Annotated in this window: 13 protein-coding genes and 1 pseudogene; 10 read left to right on the top strand and 4 right to left on the bottom strand. The window is 72.8% G+C overall.

Annotated elements, in window-relative coordinates; all coding sequences use genetic code 11:
* Window positions 1–25 precede the first annotated feature (25 nt).
* From ACFWUY_RS29650 to ACFWUY_RS29640, 3 genes are all read left to right on the top strand, one after another.
* Entirely contained in the window at window positions 26–1,057 is a 1,032-nt protein-coding gene (locus ACFWUY_RS29650; protein WP_384116504.1) for an ABC transporter substrate-binding protein, read from the top strand.
* The gene (locus ACFWUY_RS29645) at window positions 1,057–2,268 is read left to right on the top strand and encodes an LLM class flavin-dependent oxidoreductase (protein WP_384116499.1); all 1,212 of its coding nucleotides are present in this window, start codon (window positions 1,057–1,059) and stop codon (window positions 2,266–2,268) included. The genes ACFWUY_RS29650 and ACFWUY_RS29645 overlap by 1 nt, the downstream gene beginning before the upstream one ends.
* Before the next feature lie 128 nt (window positions 2,269–2,396).
* The gene (locus ACFWUY_RS29640; protein ID WP_384116622.1) at window positions 2,397–3,506 is read left to right on the top strand and encodes an NAD(P)-binding domain-containing protein; all 1,110 of its coding nucleotides are present in this window, start codon (window positions 2,397–2,399) and stop codon (window positions 3,504–3,506) included.
* A 12-nt stretch (window positions 3,507–3,518) separates the two neighbouring features.
* Here ACFWUY_RS29640 and mltG read toward each other — a convergent pair whose 3' ends face one another.
* Window positions 3,519–4,421, bottom strand: coding sequence for an endolytic transglycosylase MltG (gene mltG, locus ACFWUY_RS29635; protein ID WP_384116496.1), 903 nt, complete (start codon window positions 4,419–4,421; stop codon window positions 3,519–3,521).
* 297 nt (window positions 4,422–4,718) lie between these two features.
* Window positions 4,719–6,596: an ABC transporter ATP-binding protein gene (locus ACFWUY_RS29630; protein ID WP_384116493.1), complete on the bottom strand. Its 1,878-nt coding sequence runs from the start codon at window positions 6,594–6,596 to the stop codon at window positions 4,719–4,721.
* Between the two features lie 94 nt (window positions 6,597–6,690).
* Between ACFWUY_RS29630 and ACFWUY_RS29625 the strand changes: the two genes are divergently transcribed.
* The 3 genes from ACFWUY_RS29625 (at window position 6,691) to ACFWUY_RS29615 (ending at window position 11,819) form a co-directional block, all read left to right on the top strand.
* Entirely contained in the window at window positions 6,691–7,260 is a 570-nt protein-coding gene (locus ACFWUY_RS29625) for a MarR family winged helix-turn-helix transcriptional regulator (protein WP_384116490.1), read from the top strand.
* Window positions 7,261–7,299: 39 nt separating this feature from the next.
* On the top strand, window positions 7,300–10,245 hold the full coding sequence (locus ACFWUY_RS29620; RefSeq protein WP_384116487.1) for an FAD-binding and (Fe-S)-binding domain-containing protein: 2,946 nt from the start codon (window positions 7,300–7,302) through the stop codon (window positions 10,243–10,245).
* Window positions 10,246–10,406: 161 nt separating this feature from the next.
* The gene (locus ACFWUY_RS29615) at window positions 10,407–11,819 is read left to right on the top strand and encodes a Gfo/Idh/MocA family protein (RefSeq protein ID WP_384116484.1); all 1,413 of its coding nucleotides are present in this window, start codon (window positions 10,407–10,409) and stop codon (window positions 11,817–11,819) included.
* Between the two features lie 71 nt (window positions 11,820–11,890).
* Here ACFWUY_RS29615 and ACFWUY_RS29610 read toward each other — a convergent pair whose 3' ends face one another.
* Window positions 11,891–13,507 (bottom strand): peptide-N4-asparagine amidase, encoded by a 1,617-nt coding sequence (locus ACFWUY_RS29610; protein ID WP_384116480.1) that lies wholly within the window; start codon window positions 13,505–13,507, stop codon window positions 11,891–11,893.
* Between the two features lie 210 nt (window positions 13,508–13,717).
* Here ACFWUY_RS29610 and ACFWUY_RS29605 point away from each other — a divergent pair, with 210 nt between their 5' ends.
* Together ACFWUY_RS29605 and ACFWUY_RS29600 are read left to right on the top strand one after the other, a co-directional pair.
* A complete protein-coding gene (locus ACFWUY_RS29605; protein ID WP_384116478.1) occupies window positions 13,718–15,541 on the top strand; it encodes an ABC transporter transmembrane domain-containing protein in 1,824 nt (607 codons plus the stop codon).
* Window positions 15,538–17,319 carry an ABC transporter ATP-binding protein gene (locus tag ACFWUY_RS29600; RefSeq protein WP_384116475.1) on the top strand — a complete coding sequence of 594 codons (1,782 nt, stop codon included), beginning with the start codon at window positions 15,538–15,540 and terminating at the stop codon, window positions 17,317–17,319. The genes ACFWUY_RS29605 and ACFWUY_RS29600 overlap by 4 nt, the downstream gene beginning before the upstream one ends.
* A 66-nt stretch (window positions 17,320–17,385) precedes the next feature.
* On the opposite strand, the gene ACFWUY_RS29595 is transcribed toward ACFWUY_RS29600, so the two are convergent.
* Window positions 17,386–18,177 carry a metal-dependent hydrolase gene (locus ACFWUY_RS29595; protein WP_384116472.1) on the bottom strand — a complete coding sequence of 264 codons (792 nt, stop codon included), beginning with the start codon at window positions 18,175–18,177 and terminating at the stop codon, window positions 17,386–17,388.
* Window positions 18,178–18,308: 131 nt separating this feature from the next.
* Here ACFWUY_RS29595 and ACFWUY_RS29590 point away from each other — a divergent pair, with 131 nt between their 5' ends.
* Together ACFWUY_RS29590 and ACFWUY_RS29585 are read left to right on the top strand one after the other, a co-directional pair.
* Complete coding sequence (locus ACFWUY_RS29590; protein WP_384116469.1) at window positions 18,309–20,822, top strand: DEAD/DEAH box helicase; 2,514 nt, start codon at window positions 18,309–18,311, stop codon at window positions 20,820–20,822.
* 17 nt (window positions 20,823–20,839) lie between these two features.
* Window positions 20,840–21,496 (top strand): annotated as a pseudogene (locus ACFWUY_RS29585) (acyl-CoA thioesterase); the annotation flags it as partial.
* Window positions 21,497–21,577 lie beyond the last annotated feature (81 nt).

Raw genomic sequence — 21,577 nt, 5'->3', positions numbered from 1 at the left:
CCCTTCCCCTTGAGGAGAGATACCCGTGAAGTCCTTCCGTCTGTCCACCGCGGCCCTGCTCGTGCCGCTCGCCCTCCTCGCCTCCGCCTGCTCCGGCGCCTCCGCGGCCGGTCAGGGCTCGAACTCCGACGGCAAGGGGTCCCTCGTCCTGAACGTGGGCGACCAGAAGGGCGGCGCCGAAGCCCTCCTGCGGGCCGCCGGCGAACTGGACGACCTCCCCTACCGGATCACCTGGTCGACGTTCACCTCGGGACCACCCCTGCTCGAAGCGGTGAACGCCAAGGCCGTCGACATCGGTTCCGTCGGCAACACCCCACCCGTCTTCGCCGCCGGCGCCGACTCGAGGATCACCGTGGTCTCCGCGACGCACGGCGACTCCGCGGGCGAGGCGATCCTCGTCCCGAAGGACTCGCCCGTGCGTTCCGTGGGCGACCTGAAGGGGCGGAAGGTCGCCGTCGCGCAGGGAAGCTCCGCCCACTTCCAGCTGATCGCCTCACTCGGGAAGGCCGGCCTCAAGCCGAGCGACACCCGGGTGACCCTGCTCCAGCCGGCCGACGCACTGGCCGCCTTCACCAGCGGCAAGGTGGACGCGTGGGCGACCTGGGACCCGTACACCTCGCAGGTGCTGCTGAGCGGCAAGGGACGGGTCCTCACCGACGGGCGCGGGCTCGTCAACGGTCTCGGCTTCCAGGTCGCCGCCCCCTCGGCGCTCGCCGACCCCGCGAAGGAGAAGGCGATCGGCGACTTCGTCGAACGCCTTCGGCGCGCCCAGGGCTGGGTCTTCGACCACCCGGAGGAGTGGGCCGAGGTGTGGGCGAAGGAGACCGGGCTGCCGTACGAGGTGGCCCTCGCCGCGGTGAAGCGCAGCAACGGGACCCGTATCCCGGTCGCCCTCGACGACGCGGCCGTCGCCTCCGAGCAGAAGATCGCCGACACCTTCGCCGCCCTCGGGCTCATCCCCCGCCCGTTCCGCTTCGCCGACTTCGTCGACACCCGCTTCAACAAGGACCTGCCGCCGTCGACCACGCCGGCGCGCAGCTACGGAAAGGCCTCCTGATGACCGTCCACCTGCACTGGTTCCTGCCCACCGGCGGCGACGGCCGGACCCTCGTCGACCGGCACGCCTACACGGACGGCGGCATCACCCGCGACCGGACCGTGTCCGGGGTGCGCGCGCCCGACATCGACTATCTGATCCAGATCGCCAAGGCCGCCGAGCAGTTGGGCTTCGAAGCCGTCCTGACGCCGACGGGGACGTGGTGCGAGGACGCCTGGCTGACGACGGTCGCCCTCTCCCAGCACACCGAGCGGCTCAAGTTCCTGGTGGCGTTCCGGCCCGGTGTGATCTCGCCGGTCCTCGCGGCCCAGATGGCGTCCACGTACCAGCGGATCACCCGGGGCAGGCTCCTCCTCAACGTGGTGACCGGCGGCGACTCCGCCGAGCAGCGCCGCTTCGGCGACCATCTGGACCACGACCGGCGGTACGCGCGCACGGCCGAGTTCCTGTCGGTGGTGCGGGGCGCATGGACCGGCCGGCCGTTCGACCACGAGGGCGAGCACTTCCGGATCGAGGGCGGACTGACCGCGCTTCCGCCGGACCCGCTGCCGGAGATCTTCTTCGGCGGCTCGTCCGGCGCGGCCGGGCCGGTGGCGGCCGAGCACGCGGACGTCTACCTGACCTGGGGCGAGCCGCCGTGGCAGGTGAAGGAGAAGATCGACTGGATCCGGGGGCTCGCGGAGGAACGCGGCCGGACGGTCCGCTTCGGCATCCGGCTGCACACGATCTCCCGCGACTCGGCGCGGGAGGCCTGGGCGACGGCCGACCGGCTGCTCTCCGACCTCGATCCCGAGACGGTCTCGGCCGCGCAGGCGGTCCTCGGCCGGAGCGAGTCGGTCGGCCAGCAGCGGATGCTGGCGCTGCACGGGGGCGGCTCCCTCGGCCGTGACCGGCTGGAGATCTCGCCGAACCTGTGGGCGGGAGTCGGTCTCGTACGGGGCGGGGCGGGCACCGCGCTCGTGGGCAGCCACGCCGAGGTCGCGGACCGGATCGAGGAGTACCACGACCTGGGCGTGGAGCACTTCGTCCTGTCCGGCTACCCGCATCTGGAGGAGGCGTACTGGTTCGGCGAGGGCGTGCGGCCGGAGCTCGCGGCGCGCGGACTGCTGCCCTCGGTCCCGGTCTCCCCGCTGCTCGGTGTCCCGGCGGCGAACGGCCGCCCGGCCTCGGCCCCGGGCGGTGCGCCGCTCCTGGTGGCGGGCGGACGGTAGGAGCACCGGCCGCGACGGGGCGGGGGCACGGGAAGATCCGGGCCCCCACCCCTGTTGGTAGAACCGTGAACGATTTCGTGGTGGAAGAGGGCACGGCCCCGGCAGCCGCCGGGCAGCGGGTCACATCGGTGGACGTCGTCGTCATCGGTGCCGGGCAGGCGGGCCTCTCGGCCGCCTTCCACCTGCGCCGCGTCGGCATGGAACCGGACCGCGACTTCGTCGTCCTCGACCACGCCCCGCGGCCGGGCGGCGCCTGGCAGTTCCGGTGGCCCTCGCTCACGTACGGCAAGGTCCACGGCATGCACGCGCTGCCCGGCATGGAGCTGACCGGCGCCGACCCCTCGCGCCCCTCCTCGGAGGTGATCGGCGCCTACTTCGACGCGTACGAGCGCACCTTCGACCTGCGGATCCACCGCCCGGTCGACGTCACCGGGGTCCGGGAGGGCGACGGCGGACGGCTCCTGGTCGAGACCTCCGAGGGCGGGTACGCCACCCGCGCCCTGATCAACGCCACCGGCACCTGGGACCGGCCCTTCTGGCCGCGCTACCCCGGCCAGGAGACCTTCCGAGGACGCCAACTGCACACCGCCGGCTACCCCGGCCCGGCGGCGTTCGCCGGGAAGCGGGTGCTCGTCGTCGGCGGCGGCGCCTCCGGCACCCAGCACCTCATGGAGATCGCGGACGTCGCCGCCGAGACCTTCTGGGTGACCCGGCGCGAACCCGTCTTCCGCGAGGGCCCCTTCGGCGAGGCGGAGGGGCGGGCGGCCGTCGCGCTCGTGGAGGAGCGGGTGCGGCGCGGGCTGCCCCCGCAGAGCGTCGTCTCGGTCACCGGGCTCCCCCTCAACGACGCCGTTCGCTCGGCACGCGCGCGCGGGATCCTGGACCGGCTGCCGATGTTCGACCGGATCACCCCGACCGGGGTGGCCTGGGACGACGGCCGGACCGTCGATGTGGACGTGATCCTGTGGGCCACGGGCTTCCGGGCGGCGATCGACCATCTGACCCCGCTGCGGCTGCGCGAGCCCGGCGGCGGCATCAGGGTCGAGGGGACGCGCGCCGTACGGGACGAGCGCGTCCACCTCGTCGGCTACGGCCCCTCGGCCTCGACGATCGGCGCCAACCGGGCCGGCCGCGCGGCCGTCTCCGACATCCGCCGCCTCCTGCGCGAGCCCCCCGCGACCGCCCCGGCGGCCGTCACCGCGACCGCCCCGGTGGCCGTCACCGCTCTTTCCGCCTGAGCGGACGCCGGCTCAGCTCTTCCCGGCGCTCCGGAGCGTGTTGAACTCGGCCACGTTGGCCTGGTGGACCGCGTAGTCGGCCGTGAAGCGGGTGTCCCCGGGGGCCACCGTGACGAAGTAGAGCCAGTCGCCGTCGGCCGGACTGATCACCGCGTCCAGGGCCTGGTCCCCCGGGTTGCCGATGGGCGTCGGCGGCAGGCCCTTCCGCTCGTAGGTGTTGTACGGGCTCCTGATCCTGGTGTCCTCGTACGTGGTGTCCACGGTGCTGCGGTCCAGCGCGTAGTTGAGGGTCGAGTCCATCTGGAGCTCCATGTCCCGGGCGAGCCGGTTGTGGACGACCCGGGCGACCTTCGCCATGTCCTCCGGGTTGTCGGCCTCGGCCTGCACGATGCTGGCCGCGACGACCGTCTCGTAGACGCTCAGTCCGTGCGCCCTCGCCCCCTCGGCGACGCGCGCCGTACCGAAGCGCTTGCCCGCGGTGTCCACCATGAAGCGCAGCAGCCCCTCCGGAGTGGTGGCCGAGAGCACCGGATAGGTCGCGGGGAAGAGATAGCCCTCGGGGTTGCCGCCGGCCTCCGCGGGCAGCGGCAGGCCGGTCCCCGGCGCGGTCGCGGTCTTCCGCGTGGTGCCCGCGGGCAGGCCGAGCGCCCGGTCGACGGCCGGGTAGATCTGGGCGGCCCGCCGGCCTTCGGGGACGAGCAGCGTCCGGGGTTGTTCGACGGCGGGTTCGTCACGGGTCAGGAGCAGCGGGACGGCGATCCCGGCGGCCACGACGAGGACCGCTCCGAGGACGAGCGCCGTCCTGCCGCGCCGGGTCAGCCGGGGTCGGCGGGAGGGCCCGGGCGGCCGGGGCAGGGACAGGCGTCGGGGACGACGGCGTGGGGGTGCGTACGGTGAGGGCGGCCGGTACGTCATGGCCGCACGCTAACCCGGCCCCTACCGGAATCCGGGGAGCCCGCGCACACGGCGGCGCCGCCGGCCCCTGGGACGGGGACCGACGGCGCCGGACACTGCGATCGTCAGACGAGCCATCCCAGGAAGTGGAAGACGCCGGCGAGCAGGTCGGTGATGACGTTCATGATGGTGCTTCTCCTCGTACAGGTACATCAGTGGGACTGCTGTGGGACTGCGCGGTCACGGTCTGCAGCCCGCCGATCGCGCACCGCAATCATCCGACGGCGTACGGGAGTTGGGCAACGATTCCCGGAACGATCACACGTTCTGGGGAACAACCGCTCCTACGTTCGCCTGTTCGGTCGGAGCGGTGGCGGCCGTGGCGGTCGCGGCGCCGCGCTCGTCCCGGCGGACCAGGGCCGCGTACCGCCCGTCCCGCGCGAGCAGTTCCTCGTGCGTGCCGCGCTCCGCGATCCGCCCCGCGTCCAGGACGACGATCTGGTCGGCGTCCCTGACGGTGGAGAGCCGATGGGCGATGGTGATCGTGGTGCGGCCCGCCGAGAGGGCGTCGATGGCCTGCTGCACCGCGTGCTCGGTACGGGTGTCGAGGGCGCTGGTCGCCTCGTCGAGGATCAGTACGGGCGGGTCGCGCAGGATGGTGCGGGCGATGGCCAGGCGCTGCTTCTCGCCGCCCGAGAAGCGGTGGCCGCGCTCGCCGACCAGGGTGTCGTACCCCTCGGGGAGCGAGGCGATGTGCTCGTGGATCTGGGCGGCGCGGGCGGCGGCCTCGATCTCCTCGTCGGTGGCGTCCGGCTTGGCGAAGCGGAGGTTGTCGGCGACGGAGGCGTGGAAGAGGTACGTCTCCTGGGAGACGACGCCGACGGCCCGGGCGAGGGTGTCGAAGTCCAGGTCGCGCACGTCGACCCCGTCGAGGGCGACCCGGCCGCCGGTGACGTCGTAGAGGCGCGGCACGAGGTGGCTCAGGGTCGACTTGCCGGAGCCGGTGGGGCCGACGACGGCCAGGCTGCTTCCGGCGGGAACGATCAGGTCGATCGCGTCGAGGGTCGGGCGGCCGGTGCCCTGCGGTTCGTAGCGGAAGGTGACCTTCTCGAAGGCGACCTCGCCGCGGACCTCGGGGAGCCGGACCGGCTCGGCGGGCTCGGTGATGTCCACGGGCAGGTCGAGGTACTCGAAGATGCGCTGGAAGAGCGCGAGGGAGGTCTGCATCTGCACGCCGGTGGAGAGCAGGCTGACGGCGGGCCGGAAGAGGCCCTGCTGGAGCGAGACGAAGGCGACGAGCGTGCCGAGCGAGATCTCGGTCCCGCCCGAGCCCACGGCGACGCCGGCGGCCCAGTAGATCAGGGCGGGCATGGCGGCCATGACGATGCCGATGGTGGACATCCGCCAGCGTCCGGCCATGGAGGAGCGCACTTCGAGGTCGACGAGGCGCTCGGACTCCTCGGCGAAGGACGTGGTCAGCGAGTCGGCGCGGCCCATGGTGCGGCCGAGCAGGATGCCGCTGACGGAGAGGGACTCGGTGACGGTCGCGGCCATGGCGGCCATCTGCTTCTGCCGCTGGGTGGTGATCCGCTTGCGCTCACGGCCGACGCGCCGGCTGATCCAGACGAAGACGGGCAGCAGGAGCAGCGAGACGACGGTGAGGCGCCAGTCGAGGGCGAGCATGGCGATGACCGTCGCGACGACGGCGGTGAGGTTGGAGACGAGGGAGGTGGCCGTCGAGGTCACGGTCGCCTGCATGCCACCGATGTCGTTGGCGATGCGGGACTGGACCTCGCCGGTGCGGGTCCGGGTGAAGAAGGCCAGCGGCATCCGCTGGAGCTGCTCGTAGACCCCGGTGCGCAGGTCGTGCATGACCCGCTGGCCGACGGTGGTGGAGATCAGGGTCTGGAGCACGCCGAAGACGCTGGTCAGCACGGCGGTGGCGATCATGCCGAGGGCGAGCAGGCTGAGCAGCCCGGTGCGGCCCTGCGGGATCGCGGTGTCCAGGATCTCCTTGAGCAGGAAGGGTGAGGCGACCGTGACGAGCGAGGCGGCGCCGACCAGGAGGCCGACGACGACGAGGCGCGCGCGGTAAGGGCGGAAGAGTCCCAGGATGCGCCGCAGCTGCGCGGGCTCCTTCGGCTGGTCGGAGTCGCGGGGCGGGGGCGTCCAGTCGGACTGGTCGTGGGGGCGCATGGGCTCCTTCGAGGGTCGAGGATTCGAGGTCGAAAAGACCCTAGCTCATTGTTACCTATGCTCACAATGAACATGGTCCTGATATTGTTCCCGCATGACCACCTCCGACCCGCTGACCGGCGCCGAACCGCTGATCGGCACCGACGCGCCGACCGGTGCCGACGCGCCGACCGGTGCCGACGCGCCGTCCGGTACCGACGCGCCGACCGGCGCCCGCCCGCCGACCGGTGCCGACGCCGACGGGCTCCTCGCCGAGCAGCTCCTCCGCCTCACCCGGCGGCTGCACCGCATCCAGAAGCGCCATCTGGAGCCGGTCGGCATCACCCCGGCCCAGTCCAGGCTGCTGCGCACGGTCGCGCACTTCGGCGAGCCGCCCCGGATGGCCGACCTCGCCGCCCGCCTCGAGGTCGTCCCGCGCGCCGTGACCAGTCTCGTCGACGGCCTCGAGGCCGTCGACCGGGTGCGCAGGGTGCCCGACCCGAGCAACCGGCGGGTCGTGCGGATCGAGCTCACCGACGCGGGCCGCGCCACGCTGGGAGAGCTGCGCAGCGCGCGCCGGGCGGCCGCAGAGGACATCCTTGCTCCATTGACCGCCGCACAGCGCGAGGTGCTCGGGGGTCTGCTGACCGCCCTGGTCGACCCAGGCCCCGAGGGCGGCTGCTGACTCCTCGGGCGCGGGGACGCGCCGAAGGGGAGCCGTGACATGCCGCTGTTCGAGCCGAACCCGCAGGCCCTTCGCCCCCGTACGAAGCGGACTCCGGCCCCGGACCGCGTCCCGGAGCTCCACTCGCGGGGCACGCCGCGGGGGCTGCGCGAGGAGCTCACCGAACTCCTCGGCGCGGAGAAGGTCCTGTCCACGATCTCCGACCTGGTCCGGTACGCCTCTGACGCCAGCCCGTACCGGTTCGTTCCGCAGGTCGTCGTGGTCGCCGAGGACATCGACGACATCTCCACGATCCTGTCGTACGCGCACGGCAAGGGCCGCGAAGTGGTCTTCCGGGCCGCCGGGACCAGCCTCAACGGGCAGGCGCAGGGCGAGGACATCCTGGTGGACGTGCGCCGCCACTGGGCCGGCGTCGAGGTCCTGGACGGCGGCGCCCGCGCCCGCGCCCGCCCCGGCACCACCGTCGTACGGGCCAATGCCGCGCTCGCCCCGTACGGCCGGGTCCTGGGCCCCGATCCGGCGAGCGCCGTCGCCTGCACGATCGGCGGCGTCGTCGCCAACAACGCCTCCGGCATGACCGCCGGGACGACCCGGAACTCGTACCGGACCGTCTCCTCGCTCACCTTCGTGCTGCCGAGCGGCACCGTGGTCGACACCGCCCACCCGGACGCCGATGAGGAACTGGCGCGCGCCGAGCCGAGGCTGTGCGCGGAACTGCTGGCGATCAAGGCCGAGATCGAGGCGGACGCCGAGCTGACCGCCCGGATCCGGGCCAAGTACACCATCAAGAACACCAACGGCTACCGGCTCGACGCCTTCCTCGACGGCGACACCCCGGTGCGGATCCTGCGGGGTCTCATGGTCGGCTCCGAGGGCACCCTCGGCTTCATCTCGGAGGTCGTCCTCGACACGCTGCCGCTGGACCGCCAGGTGTCCACGGCCCTGCTCTTCTTCCCCTCGCTGCCGGCGGCGGCCGCCGCCGTGCCCCGGTTCACCGAGGCCGGGGCCCTGGCCGTCGAGCTGATGGACGGCAACACGCTGCGGGCCTCGGTCAGCGTGGCGGGCGTGCCCGGGGACTGGGCGGAACTGCCCAGGGAGACGGCGGCGCTGCTGGTCGAGTTCCGGGCGCCGGACGCGGCGGCCCTCGCGGCGTACGAGCGGGCGGCGGCGGAGGTCCTCGCCGGGCTCGGCCCGATGGCCCCGGTGGTCCCGGTGGCTTCCGTGGAGAACGCGTTCACCCGCGACCCCGGGAAGATCTCCGGGTACTGGAAGGCCCGCAAGGCCTTCGTGACGGCCGTCGGCGGCTCGCGCCCCTCCGGGACGACCCTGATCACCGAGGACTTCGCCGTGCCGCCGGTCCGGCTCGCGGAGGCCTGCGCCGCACTGCTCGACCTCCAGTCCCGGCACGGTTTCGACGCGGCCGTGGCCGGTCACGCCGCGCACGGCAACCTCCACTTCCTCCTCGCCTTCGATGCGGCCGACCCCGGCGACGTCGAGCGGTACGCGGGCTTCATGGACGAGTTCTGCAAGCTGACCGTGGAGCGCTTCGACGGCTCCCTGAAGGCGGAGCACGCCACCGGCCGCAACATCGCGCCCTTCCTGGAACTGGAGTGGGGCACGAAGGCGACCGACCTGATGTGGCGGATCAAGGAGGCCGTCGACCCCGACGGGGTGCTCGCCCCGCGGATCGTCCTGGACCGCGACCCGCACGCCCATCTGCGCGGCCTGAAGACGATCCCGTCCGTGGAGCGGATCGCCGATCCCTGCATCGAGTGCGGCTTCTGCGAGCCGACCTGCCCCAGCAAGGACCTGACGACCACTCCGCGCCAGCGGATCGTGCTGCGCCGGGAGATGATGCGGCAGGGCGAGGGCTCCCCGGTCGAGACGCGCCTCCTCGAGGAGTACGGCTACGGCGCCGTCGACACCTGCGCCGGTGACTCCACCTGCAAGCTGGCCTGCCCGGTCGGGATCGACACGGGCGCGCTCATGAAGGAGTTCCGGCACGAGCGCCACTCGCCGCGCGAGGAACGGATCGCCGCCCTGGCCGCGAGGAACTTCCGGGCGGTGGAGGCCTCCGCGCGGCTCGCGGTCGCCGCGGCGGACCGGATCGGCGACCGGGTCCTCGCCTCGGTGACGGGCCTGGCCCGGCGGGCGCTCAGCAGCGACCTGGTGCCGGAGTGGCTGCCGGAGATCCCCGGCGCGGCGGCGCGGCGGCTGCCCCGCACCCATCGCCCGGCGGCGGCCGCCGTCTACTACCCGGCCTGTGTGAACCGGATCTTCGGCGACCCGGAGGGCGGCCCGGACGGCGGCCCCGGGCCCTCGCTCCCCGAGGCCGTGGTCGCGGTGTCGGCGCGGGCGGGGAGACCGGTGTGGATCCCGGACGACGTGGCCGGTACGTGCTGCGCGACGATCTGGCACTCCAAGGGGTACGAGCGGGGCAACGAGGTGATGGCGAACCGGATCGTCGAGGCGGCCTGGGGGTGGACGGCGGGCGGGACGCTGCCGCTGGTGGTGGACGCCTCCTCGTGCACGCTCGGCATCGCGCACGAGGTGGTGCCGTACCTGACGGCGGACAACCGGGCGCTGCACGCGGAGATGACGGTGGTGGACTCGCTGGTGTGGGCGGCGGACGAGCTGCTTCCGCGGCTCGTCGTACGCCGCCGGGTCGGCTCCGCCGTGGTGCATCCGACGTGCTCGATGCGGCACCTCGGCGACGAGGACAGGCTGACGGCGCTCGCCGGGGCCTGCGCGGAGGAGGTCGTCGTCCCCGCCGACGCGGGCTGCTGCGCCTTCGCGGGCGACCGGGGGATGCTGCACCCGGAGCTGACGGCCTCGGCGACCGCCCGCGAGGCGGCCGAGGTGACGGCTCGGTCCTTCGACGCGCATCTCTCGGCCAACCGGATGTGTGAGATCGGGATGGAGCGGGCGACGGGCCGCAGTTACGGGTCGGTGCTCCTCGCCCTGGAACGGGCGACGCGTCCCTGACCGCGTCGGTCGGCCGGGCACGGCGGCCCCTCACCCCGGACGGTGCGGGGCCTTCGTACGTTCGGGTGACGGTGGGTGTTCCGTGCCGCTCGGCGCGAGATCCGGAACAGTACAGTCCGACCATCCGACGGGTCAGCCGTGCACTCGGTCCGGGAGGTTCCATGAACGAGCAGTCGCCGCACGCCCCGAGCCGCCGCCAGGTCCTCGGGACCGCCGCGGCGGCCGGGGCGGGTCTCGGTGTCGGCGCCCTCGGCGGCCCGTCCGCCGCCCAGGCCGCCGGAGCGCCCACCGCCGCGCCCGCCGAAGCCGCGGCCGTGCCGAAGCGCCGTGGTGCCACCATGGCGGCCGTCCCCTTCGAGCGCCGTTCCACGGTCCGCGTCGGCATCGTCGGGTTCGGCAACCGGGGCGCCGCCATGATCGGGCACTTCCTCTCGCTCCCCGGGGTCCGTGTGACGGCCGTCTGCGACCCGGTGCGCGACAAGGCCGAACGGGCCGCCGCGAAGACCGTCGCCGCCGGGCACCCCGCCCCCGCCCTGTACGTGAACGGCGAGAACGACTACGAGAAGCTCTGCGCCCGCTCGGACGTCGACCTCGTGTACGTGGCCACCCCCTGGGAGAGCCACTTCGCCATCGCCAGGGCGGCGATGCTGAACGGCAAGCACGCCGGCGTGGAGTGCCCGGTCGCGATGCGGCTCGACGAGCTGTGGGAACTGGTCGACCTGTCCGAGCAGACCCGTCGGCACTGCATGCAGCTGGAGAACTGCTGCTACGGCCGGAACGAGATGCGGGTGCTGCGGATGGCGCACGCCGGCAAGTTCGGGCAACTCCTGCACGGCGCGGGGGCGTACAACCACGACCTGCGCGGTCTGCTGTTCTCCCCGACGTACTACGAGGGTCCCTGGCGCCGGCTCTGGCACACGCGTCTCAAGGGGGACCTCTACCCCAACCACGGCTTCGGTCCCGTCGCCACCTACATGGACGTCAACCGGGGCGACCGGGCGGTGAGCATCAGCAGCTTCGGGACGCCGGCGCTCGGCCTCGCCGAGTACCGCGAGGAGAACATGCCGCCCGGTGACCCGAGTTGGAAGGAGTCGTACACCGGGAGCGACCGGACGATCAGCATGGTCCGGACGGCCAGGGGCCGGGTGATCCGCCTCGAGCACGACGTCTCCACCCCGCACCCGTACAGCCGGATCAACAGCCTGGGCGGCACGCGGGGCGTCTTCGAGGACTTCCCCGCCCGGATCTACATCGAGCCGGACCACAAGGACGACGAGTGGGGTGACTTCTCGGCGTACGCGGCCGAGTTCGACCACTGGCTCTGGAAGGCCCACGCCAACCCGCCGGGCGCCCACGGCGGCATGGACCACCTCATGGTCTACCGGCTGATGCAGTGCATGCGGCTCGGTCTCGTACCGGACTTCGACGTGTACGACGCCGCCACCTGGACGGCGCCGTTGCCGCTGAGCGACGCCTCGATCAGGGCCGGCGGAGCCCCGCAGGAGATCCCCGACTTCACGCGCGGCGAGTGGACCGCGGCCCGCCCGGGCGTGGACTCGGTGAAGCCGGTCTGAGAGTGCGGTGAGGCCCGTCCGAAGGCGTGGCGCCCGGCCCCGCTCACGGCGGGGGCCGGGCACCGCGGTGCTCAGCAGCGCCGCAGGTCCTCGGTGACGGTGCCCTGGACGGTCGTCAGGCTCCGGTCGTGGCAGCCGTCGGAGCCGTACAGCCGGTAGCGCTCGTTCGTGGTGCCGACCGCGTGCCGCTGGTCGCGCGGGACGCCGGTGGTGTACGTGGCGTCGCCGGTGTACGTGTCGTCGAGCCGCGACCAGGAGAGGCGCCGTCCGTCGCGCACGGCGCTCGTGTCGGCGCGGTCCCCGAGGGTGAGGACCGTCCGCAGCCGGTCGCCCGCCCCGACCGTCGTCTCCCCGTCCATCGTGTACGTCCGGTCGGTCCGGGTGACGGTCCGGCCGGTGGTGACGCTCTCCCGGTCGGTCCAGCGCGCGGTGAACGCGTCCGGGTTCTCCCCCTCGCCCCAGCGGTGGACGGAGGTGTGGGCGACGGAGCGGGTGACGGTGGTGTCGACCCGGCCGTGCGAGGTGTTCAGGTGGCCAGCGACGGTGAGCCGGTGGTCCGCCTCCGTGTCCAGGCGGTGGAGGGAGTCCGCGGAGCCCGCCGTGTACACGGAGGAGTTGCCCGGGGCGGTCTCCTCGTGACGGTCGAGGCCGCCGGTGACGACCCGGCTGCCCTCGTCCTGCCAGAGCAGCACGTTGGTGGGGGTGGACCAGCCCGTCTGCCCGGCCGGGACGCCGGCGACGGTGACCTCGACGCGGTGGGCACGGCCGTCGTTGAGGACGGCGGCGAAGGGCGTCAGGTCGTAGACGACCGGCTGGACGTCGAAGGCGCGCGGCCCGGGGGTGACGTACCAGAGGAAGGGATTGGACCAGCCGCCGGTCCAGACCGTGGGGAAGGGCGCGGCGATGCCGGCGAGGCGTCCGTCGACGGAGACGCGGACCTCCCGATGCGGGCCTTCGGCGGCCCGGCAGGAGTAGGGGGCGGCGTCGGGGACGGAGAGGTACCAGTACTCCTCGCAGCCACCGCCGGAGCCGGTGGCGTACACCTCGGCGAGGACGCGTTCGGTGTTGCGCGGGGTGGTGAGGGTGGCGCCGGTGAGGGGGATCACCCGGTCGGGGGTACCGGCGGCGGGCTTCACACGGCCCTGGGCGGTGTGGAAGGTGAGGGTGACGCGGACGTCGAGGACGCCGGTGTACGTCTCGTTCACGACATTGCCGATGAGCATCTCGACCGGCTGCGGGCGGCTGAGGGTGTCGCGGTACCGGGTGACGTCCTTCTCGACGGACCAGGTGATGCCGTCGGGCGAGGGCTGGGGCGTCGAGGTGCGGAAGATCTCCACGCCGCCGACGGTGAGGTGGCCGAGGCGGTCGTACTGGCGGCCCTTCACGCTGCCTTCGAGGCGGAGGACGATCTTGTTCCAGCGGGTGCCGCACTCCTTGGGCGGGGTGTAACTCCCCTGGTAGGGGGTGAAGTCGCGGAACTGGGCGGCGGCGAGGGTCACTTCGCAGCTGCGGGTGCCGGGGGTCTCGACGGGCGGGGCGGCGGTGACCGGGTCGTGCCAGTCGGTGGTGAACTCGGCCGGGGGCGTCGGGCCGTTCGGACCGTCGGCGGCGGCCGGGTGGGCGGTGAGGAGGGCGCAGGCTGCCAGCGCCAGACCGCTGAGCATGCTCATGATCTTGAGTGATCTCATGGGGCGAGAGTGAAGCGCGGTCAGCTCCGTGCGGTCCAGAGGGCGATGAGCGGACATGGCGCGATCTGTTCCGTCATGGGGAAAATCGATTGCCGCCCGGCGGGGAAAAAGCGAACCTTGCACGGTTTCCATCCCACCCCCGGACACGAGCGGCCGCGTACCCCCGGCGCGCGTTTCCCCCCAGACGAGACCCGGAGACCCTGGGACGCCATGCAGATTCGAGATCTTCCCCACCCCGACCCAGGGGTCCCCGATGTCCGCTCGGGCACCCGGTTCCTCGTCTGGCTCGGCCGTCAACAGCTCGGCGGACAGGTGAAGTCCATGCTCTGGGGACTCCTCCACCACCTGGGCATCGCCGGCCTTCCGTTCGGCGTCGGCGTCGCCGTGCAGGCGGTCGTGGACCGCGACGGCGGGCGGCTCGCGCTCGCCGGAGCGCTGCTCCTGGTCTTCGGAGCCGCGATCACCGTGGGTGACGTGATGCTGCACCGCACCGCCGTCACCAACTGGATCACGGCCTCCGCCCGGGTCCAGCAGCTGCTCTCCCGCAAGACCGCCGAGCTCGGCTCGGTCCTGACCCGGCGGGTCGCCGCGGGCGAGGTCGTCGCCGTCTCCACCGGCGACGTCGAGAAGATCGGCTGGTTCGTCGAGGCCCTGTCACGGTTCGCCGCGGGCGCCGTCGTCCTGGTCCTCGTCTGCACGGGCCTCATCGTCTACGAGCCCTCCCTGGGCGTCGTGGTGGCCGTCGGCGTCCCCCTCCTCGCCCTGTCCGTGCTGCCGCTCCTCCCCCGCGCGACGCGCCGGGCGGACATCCAGCGCGAGAAGGCGGGCAAGGCCACCGAACTGGCCTCGGACACCGTCGCCGGGCTCCGCGTCCTGCGCGGCATCGGCGGCGAGGAGCTGTTCCTCGCCCGCTACCGCGCCGCCTCCCAGGAGGTCCGCGCGGCGGCCGTGCGCAGTGCGCGCATGTGGGCGCTGATCTCCGCGACGCAGGTCGTGCTCCCCGGCATCCTGCTCATCGTCGTGGTGGCGTACGGGGCGCGGCTCGCCCTCGACGGACGGATCACGGTCGGCGCGCTGGTCACCGTGTACAGCGCCGTCGCCCTCACGTACCACCCGCTGCGGAACTTCGAGGAGATCGCCATGGCCTTCTCCTTCTCCCGTCCGTCGGCGAAGCGGGCCGCCCGGGTGCTCGCCCTGGCCCGTACGGTCACCACCACCGCGGGCGACGGGGAGCGCAAGGCGACCGGGGACCTGTACGACCCGCTGACCGGACTGCGCGCACCGGCCGGCCTCTTCACGGCGGTCGTCTGCGGCGACCCGGACGTCGCCGGGCGGCTCGCGGACCGGCTCGGCGGCCACCCGGCCGAACCGGACGCGGACCACACATCGGTCCTGCTCGGCGGGGTCCCGCTCGACGAACTGCCGCTGGGGGCCGCCCGTACGGCCGTCCTCGTCCAGGACAAGGACCCGGTCCTGCTCTCGGGCACGCTCCACGAACTGCTCGACGTGCCGCGCTCCGGCGAGGTGCTCCCCGAGCGGGCACTGGCCGCCGCCCGGTGCGAGGACGTCCTCGACGCGCTGGCGCAGGCCTCCGTGGACACCGACGGCGATCCGATGCGCACCCGGATCACCGAGCGGGGCCGGTCGCTCTCCGGCGGCCAGCGGCAGCGGCTCGCGCTCGCCCGGTCGCTCGTGACCGATCCGGAGGTGCTCGTCCTCGACGAGCCCACCTCGGCGGTCGACGCCCACACCGAGGCCCGGGTCGCGGCCGGTGTCCGCGAGCTGCGCGAGGCCAGGACCACCGTGGTCCTCGCCTCCTCGCCGCTGCTCCTGGACCGCGCCGACCGGGTCGTCCTGGTCCACGAGGGCCAGGCGGTCGCCGTGGGCACCCATCGCGAGCTGCTCGCCCGGGAGCCCCGCTACCGGGCGGTCGTCACCCGCGGGACCGACGAGGAACCACTCGGCCCGGCGGCCCTCCGCCCCGTCGAGACCGAAGCGGACGAGATCGAAGCACTGGAAGGGGAAACGGCATGATCGGCCTGGCGCCTCCGGAGTACGACCCGGCGGCCCCGACGACGGCGACCACGCTGCCCGTCGCCGGCACCGCGACCGTCCGCGCCTACGCGCGTGCGCTGCTGCGCCGCCACCGGCGGGCGTTCGCGCTGCTCATCGGGGTGAACGCGGTCGCCGTGGTCGCCTCGATGGCCGGCCCGTACCTGCTCGGTTCGGTGGTGGACGAACTGGCGTCGGGAGCGCGCGAGCTCCATCTGGAGCGTACGGTCGGGCTGTTCGCGGCCGCCCTGCTCGTCCAGACCTTCTTCGTGCGGCTCGTCCGGCTGCGCGGGGCGATGCTCGGGGAGGAGATGCTGGCCGACCTGCGGGAGGACTTCCTCGTCCGCGCGGTCGGTCTGCCGCCGGGCGTGCTGGAGCGGGCCGGCACCGGTGACCTCCTCTCCCGGATCACCACGGACGTCGACCGGCTCTCCAACGCGATGCGCGAGGCGGTGCCGCAGCTGGCCATCGGCGTCGTGTGGGCGGGGCTGCTGCTCGGCGGCCTCGCGGTGACGGCGCCGCCGCTCGCGCTCGCCGCGCTGCTCGCGGCGCCGCTGCTGATCGTCGGCGGCCGCTGGTACTTCAAGCGGGCGCCCTCGGCGTACCGCTCGGAGTCCGCGGGGTACGCGGCGGTGGCCGCCGCCCTCGCCGAGACGGTCGACGCGGGCCGTACGGTCGAGGCGCACCGCCTCGGCGAGCGCCGGATCGCCCTGTCGGACCGGCGGATCTCGGAGTGGGTCGCGTGGGAGAGGTACACGCTGTTCCTGCGCTCGGTGCTCTTCCCCGTCGTCAACCTGACCCATGTGACGGTGCTCTGTTCCGTGCTCCTGCTCGGCGGGGCGTTCGTGCTCCGGGGCTGGATCGACGTGGGCCAGCTGACGACCGGCGCGCTGCTCGCGCAGATGCTGGTCGACCCGATCGGGATCGTGCTCCGCTGGTACGACGAGCTCCAGGTCGCCCAGGTGTCGCTGGCCCGGCTGGTCGGCGTCCGGGACATCGAGCCGGAGGCGGGCGACGCGGAGGTCCGGCCGGAGGGCCGGACCGTCCTGGCCGACGAGGTGCGGTTCGGTTACCGCGAGGGCGTCGACGTGCTGCACGAGGTGTCCCTCACGGTGGCGCCCGGCACCCGGCTCGCCCTGGTGGGTCCGTCCGGCGCGGGGAAGTCCACCCTCGGCCGGCTGCTCGCGGGCATCTACGCCCCGCGGACCGGCTCGGTCACCCTCGGCGCCGCCGAGCTGGCACGGATGCCCGCCGAGCGGGTCCGTGAGCACGTGGCCCTGGTCAACCAGGAGCACCACGTCTTCGTGGGCACCCTCCGGGACAATCTGCTCCTGGCCAGGACCGGGGCGTCGGACACGGAGCTGTGGGCCGCGCTCACGGCGGTGGACGCGGAGGTCTGGGCCCGGGGTCTCGACGAGGGCCTGGACACCGAGGTCGGCTCGGGCGGCAGGTCCCTGTCCCCGGCGCAGGCCCAGCAGATCGCCCTTGCCCGGCTGGTCCTCGCGGACCCGCACACCCTGGTCCTCGACGAGGCGACCTCGCTGCTCGACCCGCGGGCGGCCCGGCACCTGGAGCGTTCCCTCAGCCGTGTCCTGGACGGGCGTACGGTCGTGGCCATCGCGCACCGGCTGCACACGGCCCACGACGCCGATCTGATCGCGGTGGTCGAGTCCGGGCGGATCAGCGAGCTCGGCAGCCACGCGGAGCTGGTCGCGGCGGACGGGGCGTACGCGGCGCTGTGGCGGTCCTGGCACGGCTGACGGAGGGCGGAAGGGGCCGCACCGGATGTGTCCGGTGCGGCCCCTTCCGCGTACCCGCCGCCGCTGCTAGATGAAGCCGAGCGCCGAGGCTCCGCCCGCCCCGCCCAGGAGCATGAAGGCGGGCATCAGGACCTTCAGCTCGACCCAGCTGCCGGCCCGGAAGCGCATGGCCTTCGGCGGGCCGATCGGGTACCAGCGCTTCCGGCCGACCGGGAGGGGCCACAGGATCGGGCAGCCCGAGACGGTCAGGGCGTCGCCGATGTCGTGGACGAGGGCGCCGAGGACGATCGGGAGGCCGAGCCACAGGTACTCCTGGCCGGGGCCGGTGAAGAACCAGTCCGAGCCGTTGCCGGGCTGGTCGAGGACGCCCGCCAGGATCCAGGCGCTGGTGGCGCCGAGCAGCCACACCAGGACGTCGCTCGACATCCTGGCGGCCCGCCACAGCAGGCCTTCCACGGCGAGGACCAGGTGGACGAAGAGGATGGCGAGGACCGCCCACCGGCCGCCGGTGACCGCCGCGACCGAGGCGCCGCCGCCGATCAGGACGGCCCAGAGCCAGGTGTGGGTGAGGGTCCGGTGGCCGCCGGACCTGCGGGGGTCTGCGGAGGAGCGGGTCGCCTTGTAGACGGCGTACGACAGCTTGTCGACGATCTCGCAGAGGCCCTTGGAGACCGGTCCGAAGGCGCGGGAGATGGTCGCGGACTTGTGGTCGAGGTCGGGGGCGAGGGCGGCGCCCGCGCAGATGAGCGCACCGACGACGAGAACCGGCCAGGGCATCGGCCGGTCGAAGGCCGCCGCGGCCGCTCCGACCCCCAGCCAGGCCGCCGCTCCGGACAGCGAATGCGCCGGTCCCATCATGGTTGGCCCGCCCCGTTTCTCCCCTGCCGGCGCTCAGTTGGCGACCGGTCGACGGACGAGCCTACCGTCCGTGATCATCACGTCCGCTGGCCGGTTCCCTCATCCGAGCGGAAGCCAGGCAAGATGGGGGCGTGACCCTTATCGATCAGCTGCCGCCGACCGCCGACCCCGACGCCCTCTTCGAGGCCTTCTCCTCCTGGGCCGAGGACCGGGGCATCACGCTCTACCCGGCCCAGGAAGAGGCTCTGATCGAGGTCGTCTCCGGGGCCAACGTGATCCTGTCCACCCCCACCGGCTCCGGAAAGTCGCTGGTCGCGGCGGGGGCGCACTTCACCGCGCTCGCCAACGACCAGGTGACGTTCTACACGGCTCCGATCAAGGCGCTGGTGTCGGAGAAGTTCTTCGAACTGTGCAAGATCTTCGGCACCGAGAACGTCGGCATGCTGACCGGCGACGCGTCCGTGAACGCGGACGCCCCGGTGATCTGCTGCACGGCGGAGGTGCTCGCGTCGATCGCGCTGCGGGACGGCAGGTACGCGGACATCGGCCAGGTCGTGATGGACGAGTTCCACTTCTACGCCGAGCAGGACCGCGGCTGGGCCTGGCAGATTCCGCTCCTGGAGCTTCCCCAGGCGCAGTTCGTGCTCATGTCGGCGACGCTCGGCGACATGTCGATGTTCGAGAAGGACCTGACCCGGCGCACGGGCCGGCCGACCTCGGTGGTCCGCTCGGCGACCCGGCCGGTGCCCCTCTCGTACGAGTACCGGCTCACCCCCATCACGGACACCCTGACGGAGCTCCTGGAGACCAGGCAGGCGCCGGTCTACATCGTGCACTTCACGCAGGCGCAGGCCGTGGAGCGCGCGCAGTCGCTGATGAGCATCAACATGTGCACGCGCGAGGAGAAGGACAAGATCGCCGAGCTGATCGGCAGCTTCCGGTTCACCACCAAGTTCGGCCAGAACCTCTCGCGTTACGTCCGGCACGGCATCGGCGTGCACCACGCGGGCATGCTGCCGAAGTACCGGCGGCTCGTCGAGAAGCTGGCCCAGGCCGGCCTGCTCAAGGTGATCTGCGGGACGGACACCCTCGGTGTCGGCGTGAACGTGCCGATCCGCACGGTCCTCTTCACCGCCCTGACGAAGTACGACGGCACCCGGGTGCGCACCCTGCGCGCCCGTGAGTTCCACCAGATCGCGGGCCGGGCCGGCCGGGCCGGCTTCGACACGGCCGGTTACGTGGTCGCCCAGGCCCCCGAGCACGTCATCGAGAACGAGAAGGCGCTCGCGAAGGCCGGCGACGACCCGAAGAAGCGCCGCAAGGTGGTCCGCAAGAAGGCCCCGGAGGGGTTCGTCGCCTGGAGCGACACCACCTTCGAGAAGCTGATCGGCGCCGAGCCGGAGCCGCTGACCTCCCGCTTCAAGGTCACCAACATCATGCTGCTCTCGGTGATCGCCCGGCCCGGCAACGCCTTCGACGCGATGCGCAAGCTGCTCGAGGACAACCACGAGCCGCGCAAGGCGCAGCTGCGGCACATCCGCCGGGCCATCGCCATCTACCGCTCGCTGCTCGACGGCGGGGTCGTGGAGCAGCTGGACAAGCCGGACGCCGAGGGCCGCACGATCCGGCTGACGGTCGACCTCCAGCAGGACTTCGCGCTCAACCAGCCGCTGTCGACGTTCGCGCTCGCCGCCTTCGACCTGCTCGACCCGGAGTCCCCGTCGTACGCCCTGGACATGGTCTCCGTCGTCGAGTCGACGCTCGACGACCCGCGCCAGATCCTCCACGCCATGCAGAACAAGGCGCGCGGCGAGGCCGTCGGTCGGATGAAGGCCGACGGCGTCGAGTACGAGGAGCGGATGGAGCGGCTCCAGGACATCTCGTACCCGAAGCCGCTGGAGGAGCTGCTCTGGCACGCGTACAACGTCTACCGGAAGTCGCACCCGTGGGTCGGCGACCACCCGGTGTCGCCGAAGTCGGTCATCCGTGACATGTACGAACGGGCCCTGACCTTCACCGAGTTCACCTCCTGGTACGAGCTGGCGCGGACCGAGGGCATCGTCCTGCGGTACCTCGCGAGCGCGTACAAGGCGCTCGACCACACCATCCCGGACGACCTGAAGACCGAGGACCTGGAGGACCTGATCGCCTGGCTGGGCGAGATGGTGCGCCAGGTGGACTCCTCGCTGCTCGACGAGTGGGAGCAGCTGGCCAACCCGGAGGTGCAGACGGCCGAGGAGGCCCAGGAGAAGGCCGACCAGGTCAAGCCGGTCACGGCCAACGCCCGCGCCTTCCGGGTCCTGGTGCGCAACGCGATGTTCCGCCGGGTGGAGCTGGCGGCCCTCGACAACCTGACCGCGCTCGGCGAGCTGGACGCCGAGTCCGGCTGGGACGCGGACGCCTGGGGCGACGCGATGGACGCGTACTGGGACGAGTACGACGACCTCGGTACGGGCCCGGACGCGCGCGGCCCGAAGCTGCTGAACATCGAGGAGGACGCGGCGCACGGCCTGTGGCGCGTCCGGCAGACCTTCGCCGACCCGAACGGCGACCATGACTGGGGTATCAGCGCGGAGGTGGATCTCGCGGCCTCCGACGAGGAGGGCCGCGCGGTCGTCCGTGTCACGTCCGTCGGACAGCTGTAGAGGAGTTCGGTTCCGTGGTGACCAATCCCGCCGAGAGGCTCGTCGATCTGCTCGACCTGGAGCGGATCGAGGTCGACATCTTCCGCGGGCGCAGCCCGCAGGAGTCACTGCAACGGGTCTTCGGCGGGCAGGTCGCCGGGCAGGCCCTGGTGGCGGCCGGCCGCACCACCGAGGGCGACCGGCCGGTGCACTCGCTGCACGCCTACTTCCTGCGGCCGGGCCGGCCGGGGGTGCCGATCGTGTACCAGGTGGAGCGGGTGCGGGACGGGCGCTCGTTCACGACCCGCCGGGTCACGGCGATCCAGGAGGGGCGGACGATCTTCAACCTGACGGCCTCCTTCCACAAGCCGGAGGAGGGTGCCTTCGAGCACCAGCTGCCGCCGAGGCACCTGACCGACCCGGAGACCCTGCCGAACCTCGCGGACGAGATCCGCGAACACCTGGGCGCCCTGCCGGAGGCCCTGGAGCGGATGGCCCGCCGCCAGCCCTTCGACATCCGGTACGTGGACCGGCTGCGGTGGACCAAGGAGGAGGTCACCGACGCGGACCCGCGCAGCGCGGTGTGGATGCGGGCCGTCGGTCCGCTGGGCGACGACCCGCTGGTCCACACCTGCGCCCTGACGTACGCCTCGGACATGACGCTCCTGGACGCGGTCCGCATCCCCGTCGAACCGCAGAGGCGGGGTGCCATTCAGTTTCAACTGAAACTGGCTGCCTGACCTGCAAGAACATCCATATCGAGCCCTCGCCATCGG

Source organism: Streptomyces sp. NPDC058664, from assembly GCF_042716635.1.
GTDB lineage: Bacteria > Actinomycetota > Actinomycetes > Streptomycetales > Streptomycetaceae > Streptomyces.
The sequence above is the reverse complement of the archived record's forward strand: the minus strand, read 5'-3'. Positions and strand labels throughout refer to the sequence as shown.

What these genes read in the sequence shown, in the direction of transcription:
- ACFWUY_RS29595 (WP_384116472.1), bottom strand. Translation starts at nt 18,177, where the DNA reads ATGATGGGACCGGCGCATTCGCTGTCCGGAGCGGCGGCCTGGCTGGGG.
- ACFWUY_RS29615 (WP_384116484.1), top strand. Translation starts at nt 10,407, where the DNA reads ATGAACGAGCAGTCGCCGCACGCCCCGAGCCGCCGCCAGGTCCTCGGG.
- ACFWUY_RS29645 (WP_384116499.1), top strand. Translation starts at nt 1,057, where the DNA reads ATGACCGTCCACCTGCACTGGTTCCTGCCCACCGGCGGCGACGGCCGG.
- ACFWUY_RS29610 (WP_384116480.1), bottom strand. Translation starts at nt 13,507, where the DNA reads ATGAGATCACTCAAGATCATGAGCATGCTCAGCGGTCTGGCGCTGGCA.
- ACFWUY_RS29620 (WP_384116487.1), top strand. Translation starts at nt 7,300, where the DNA reads ATGCCGCTGTTCGAGCCGAACCCGCAGGCCCTTCGCCCCCGTACGAAG.
- ACFWUY_RS29625 (WP_384116490.1), top strand. Translation starts at nt 6,691, where the DNA reads ATGACCACCTCCGACCCGCTGACCGGCGCCGAACCGCTGATCGGCACC.
- ACFWUY_RS29630 (WP_384116493.1), bottom strand. Translation starts at nt 6,596, where the DNA reads ATGCGCCCCCACGACCAGTCCGACTGGACGCCCCCGCCCCGCGACTCC.
- mltG (WP_384116496.1), bottom strand. Translation starts at nt 4,421, where the DNA reads ATGACGTACCGGCCGCCCTCACCGTACGCACCCCCACGCCGTCGTCCC.
- ACFWUY_RS29605 (WP_384116478.1), top strand. Translation starts at nt 13,718, where the DNA reads ATGCAGATTCGAGATCTTCCCCACCCCGACCCAGGGGTCCCCGATGTC.
- ACFWUY_RS29600 (WP_384116475.1), top strand. Translation starts at nt 15,538, where the DNA reads ATGATCGGCCTGGCGCCTCCGGAGTACGACCCGGCGGCCCCGACGACG.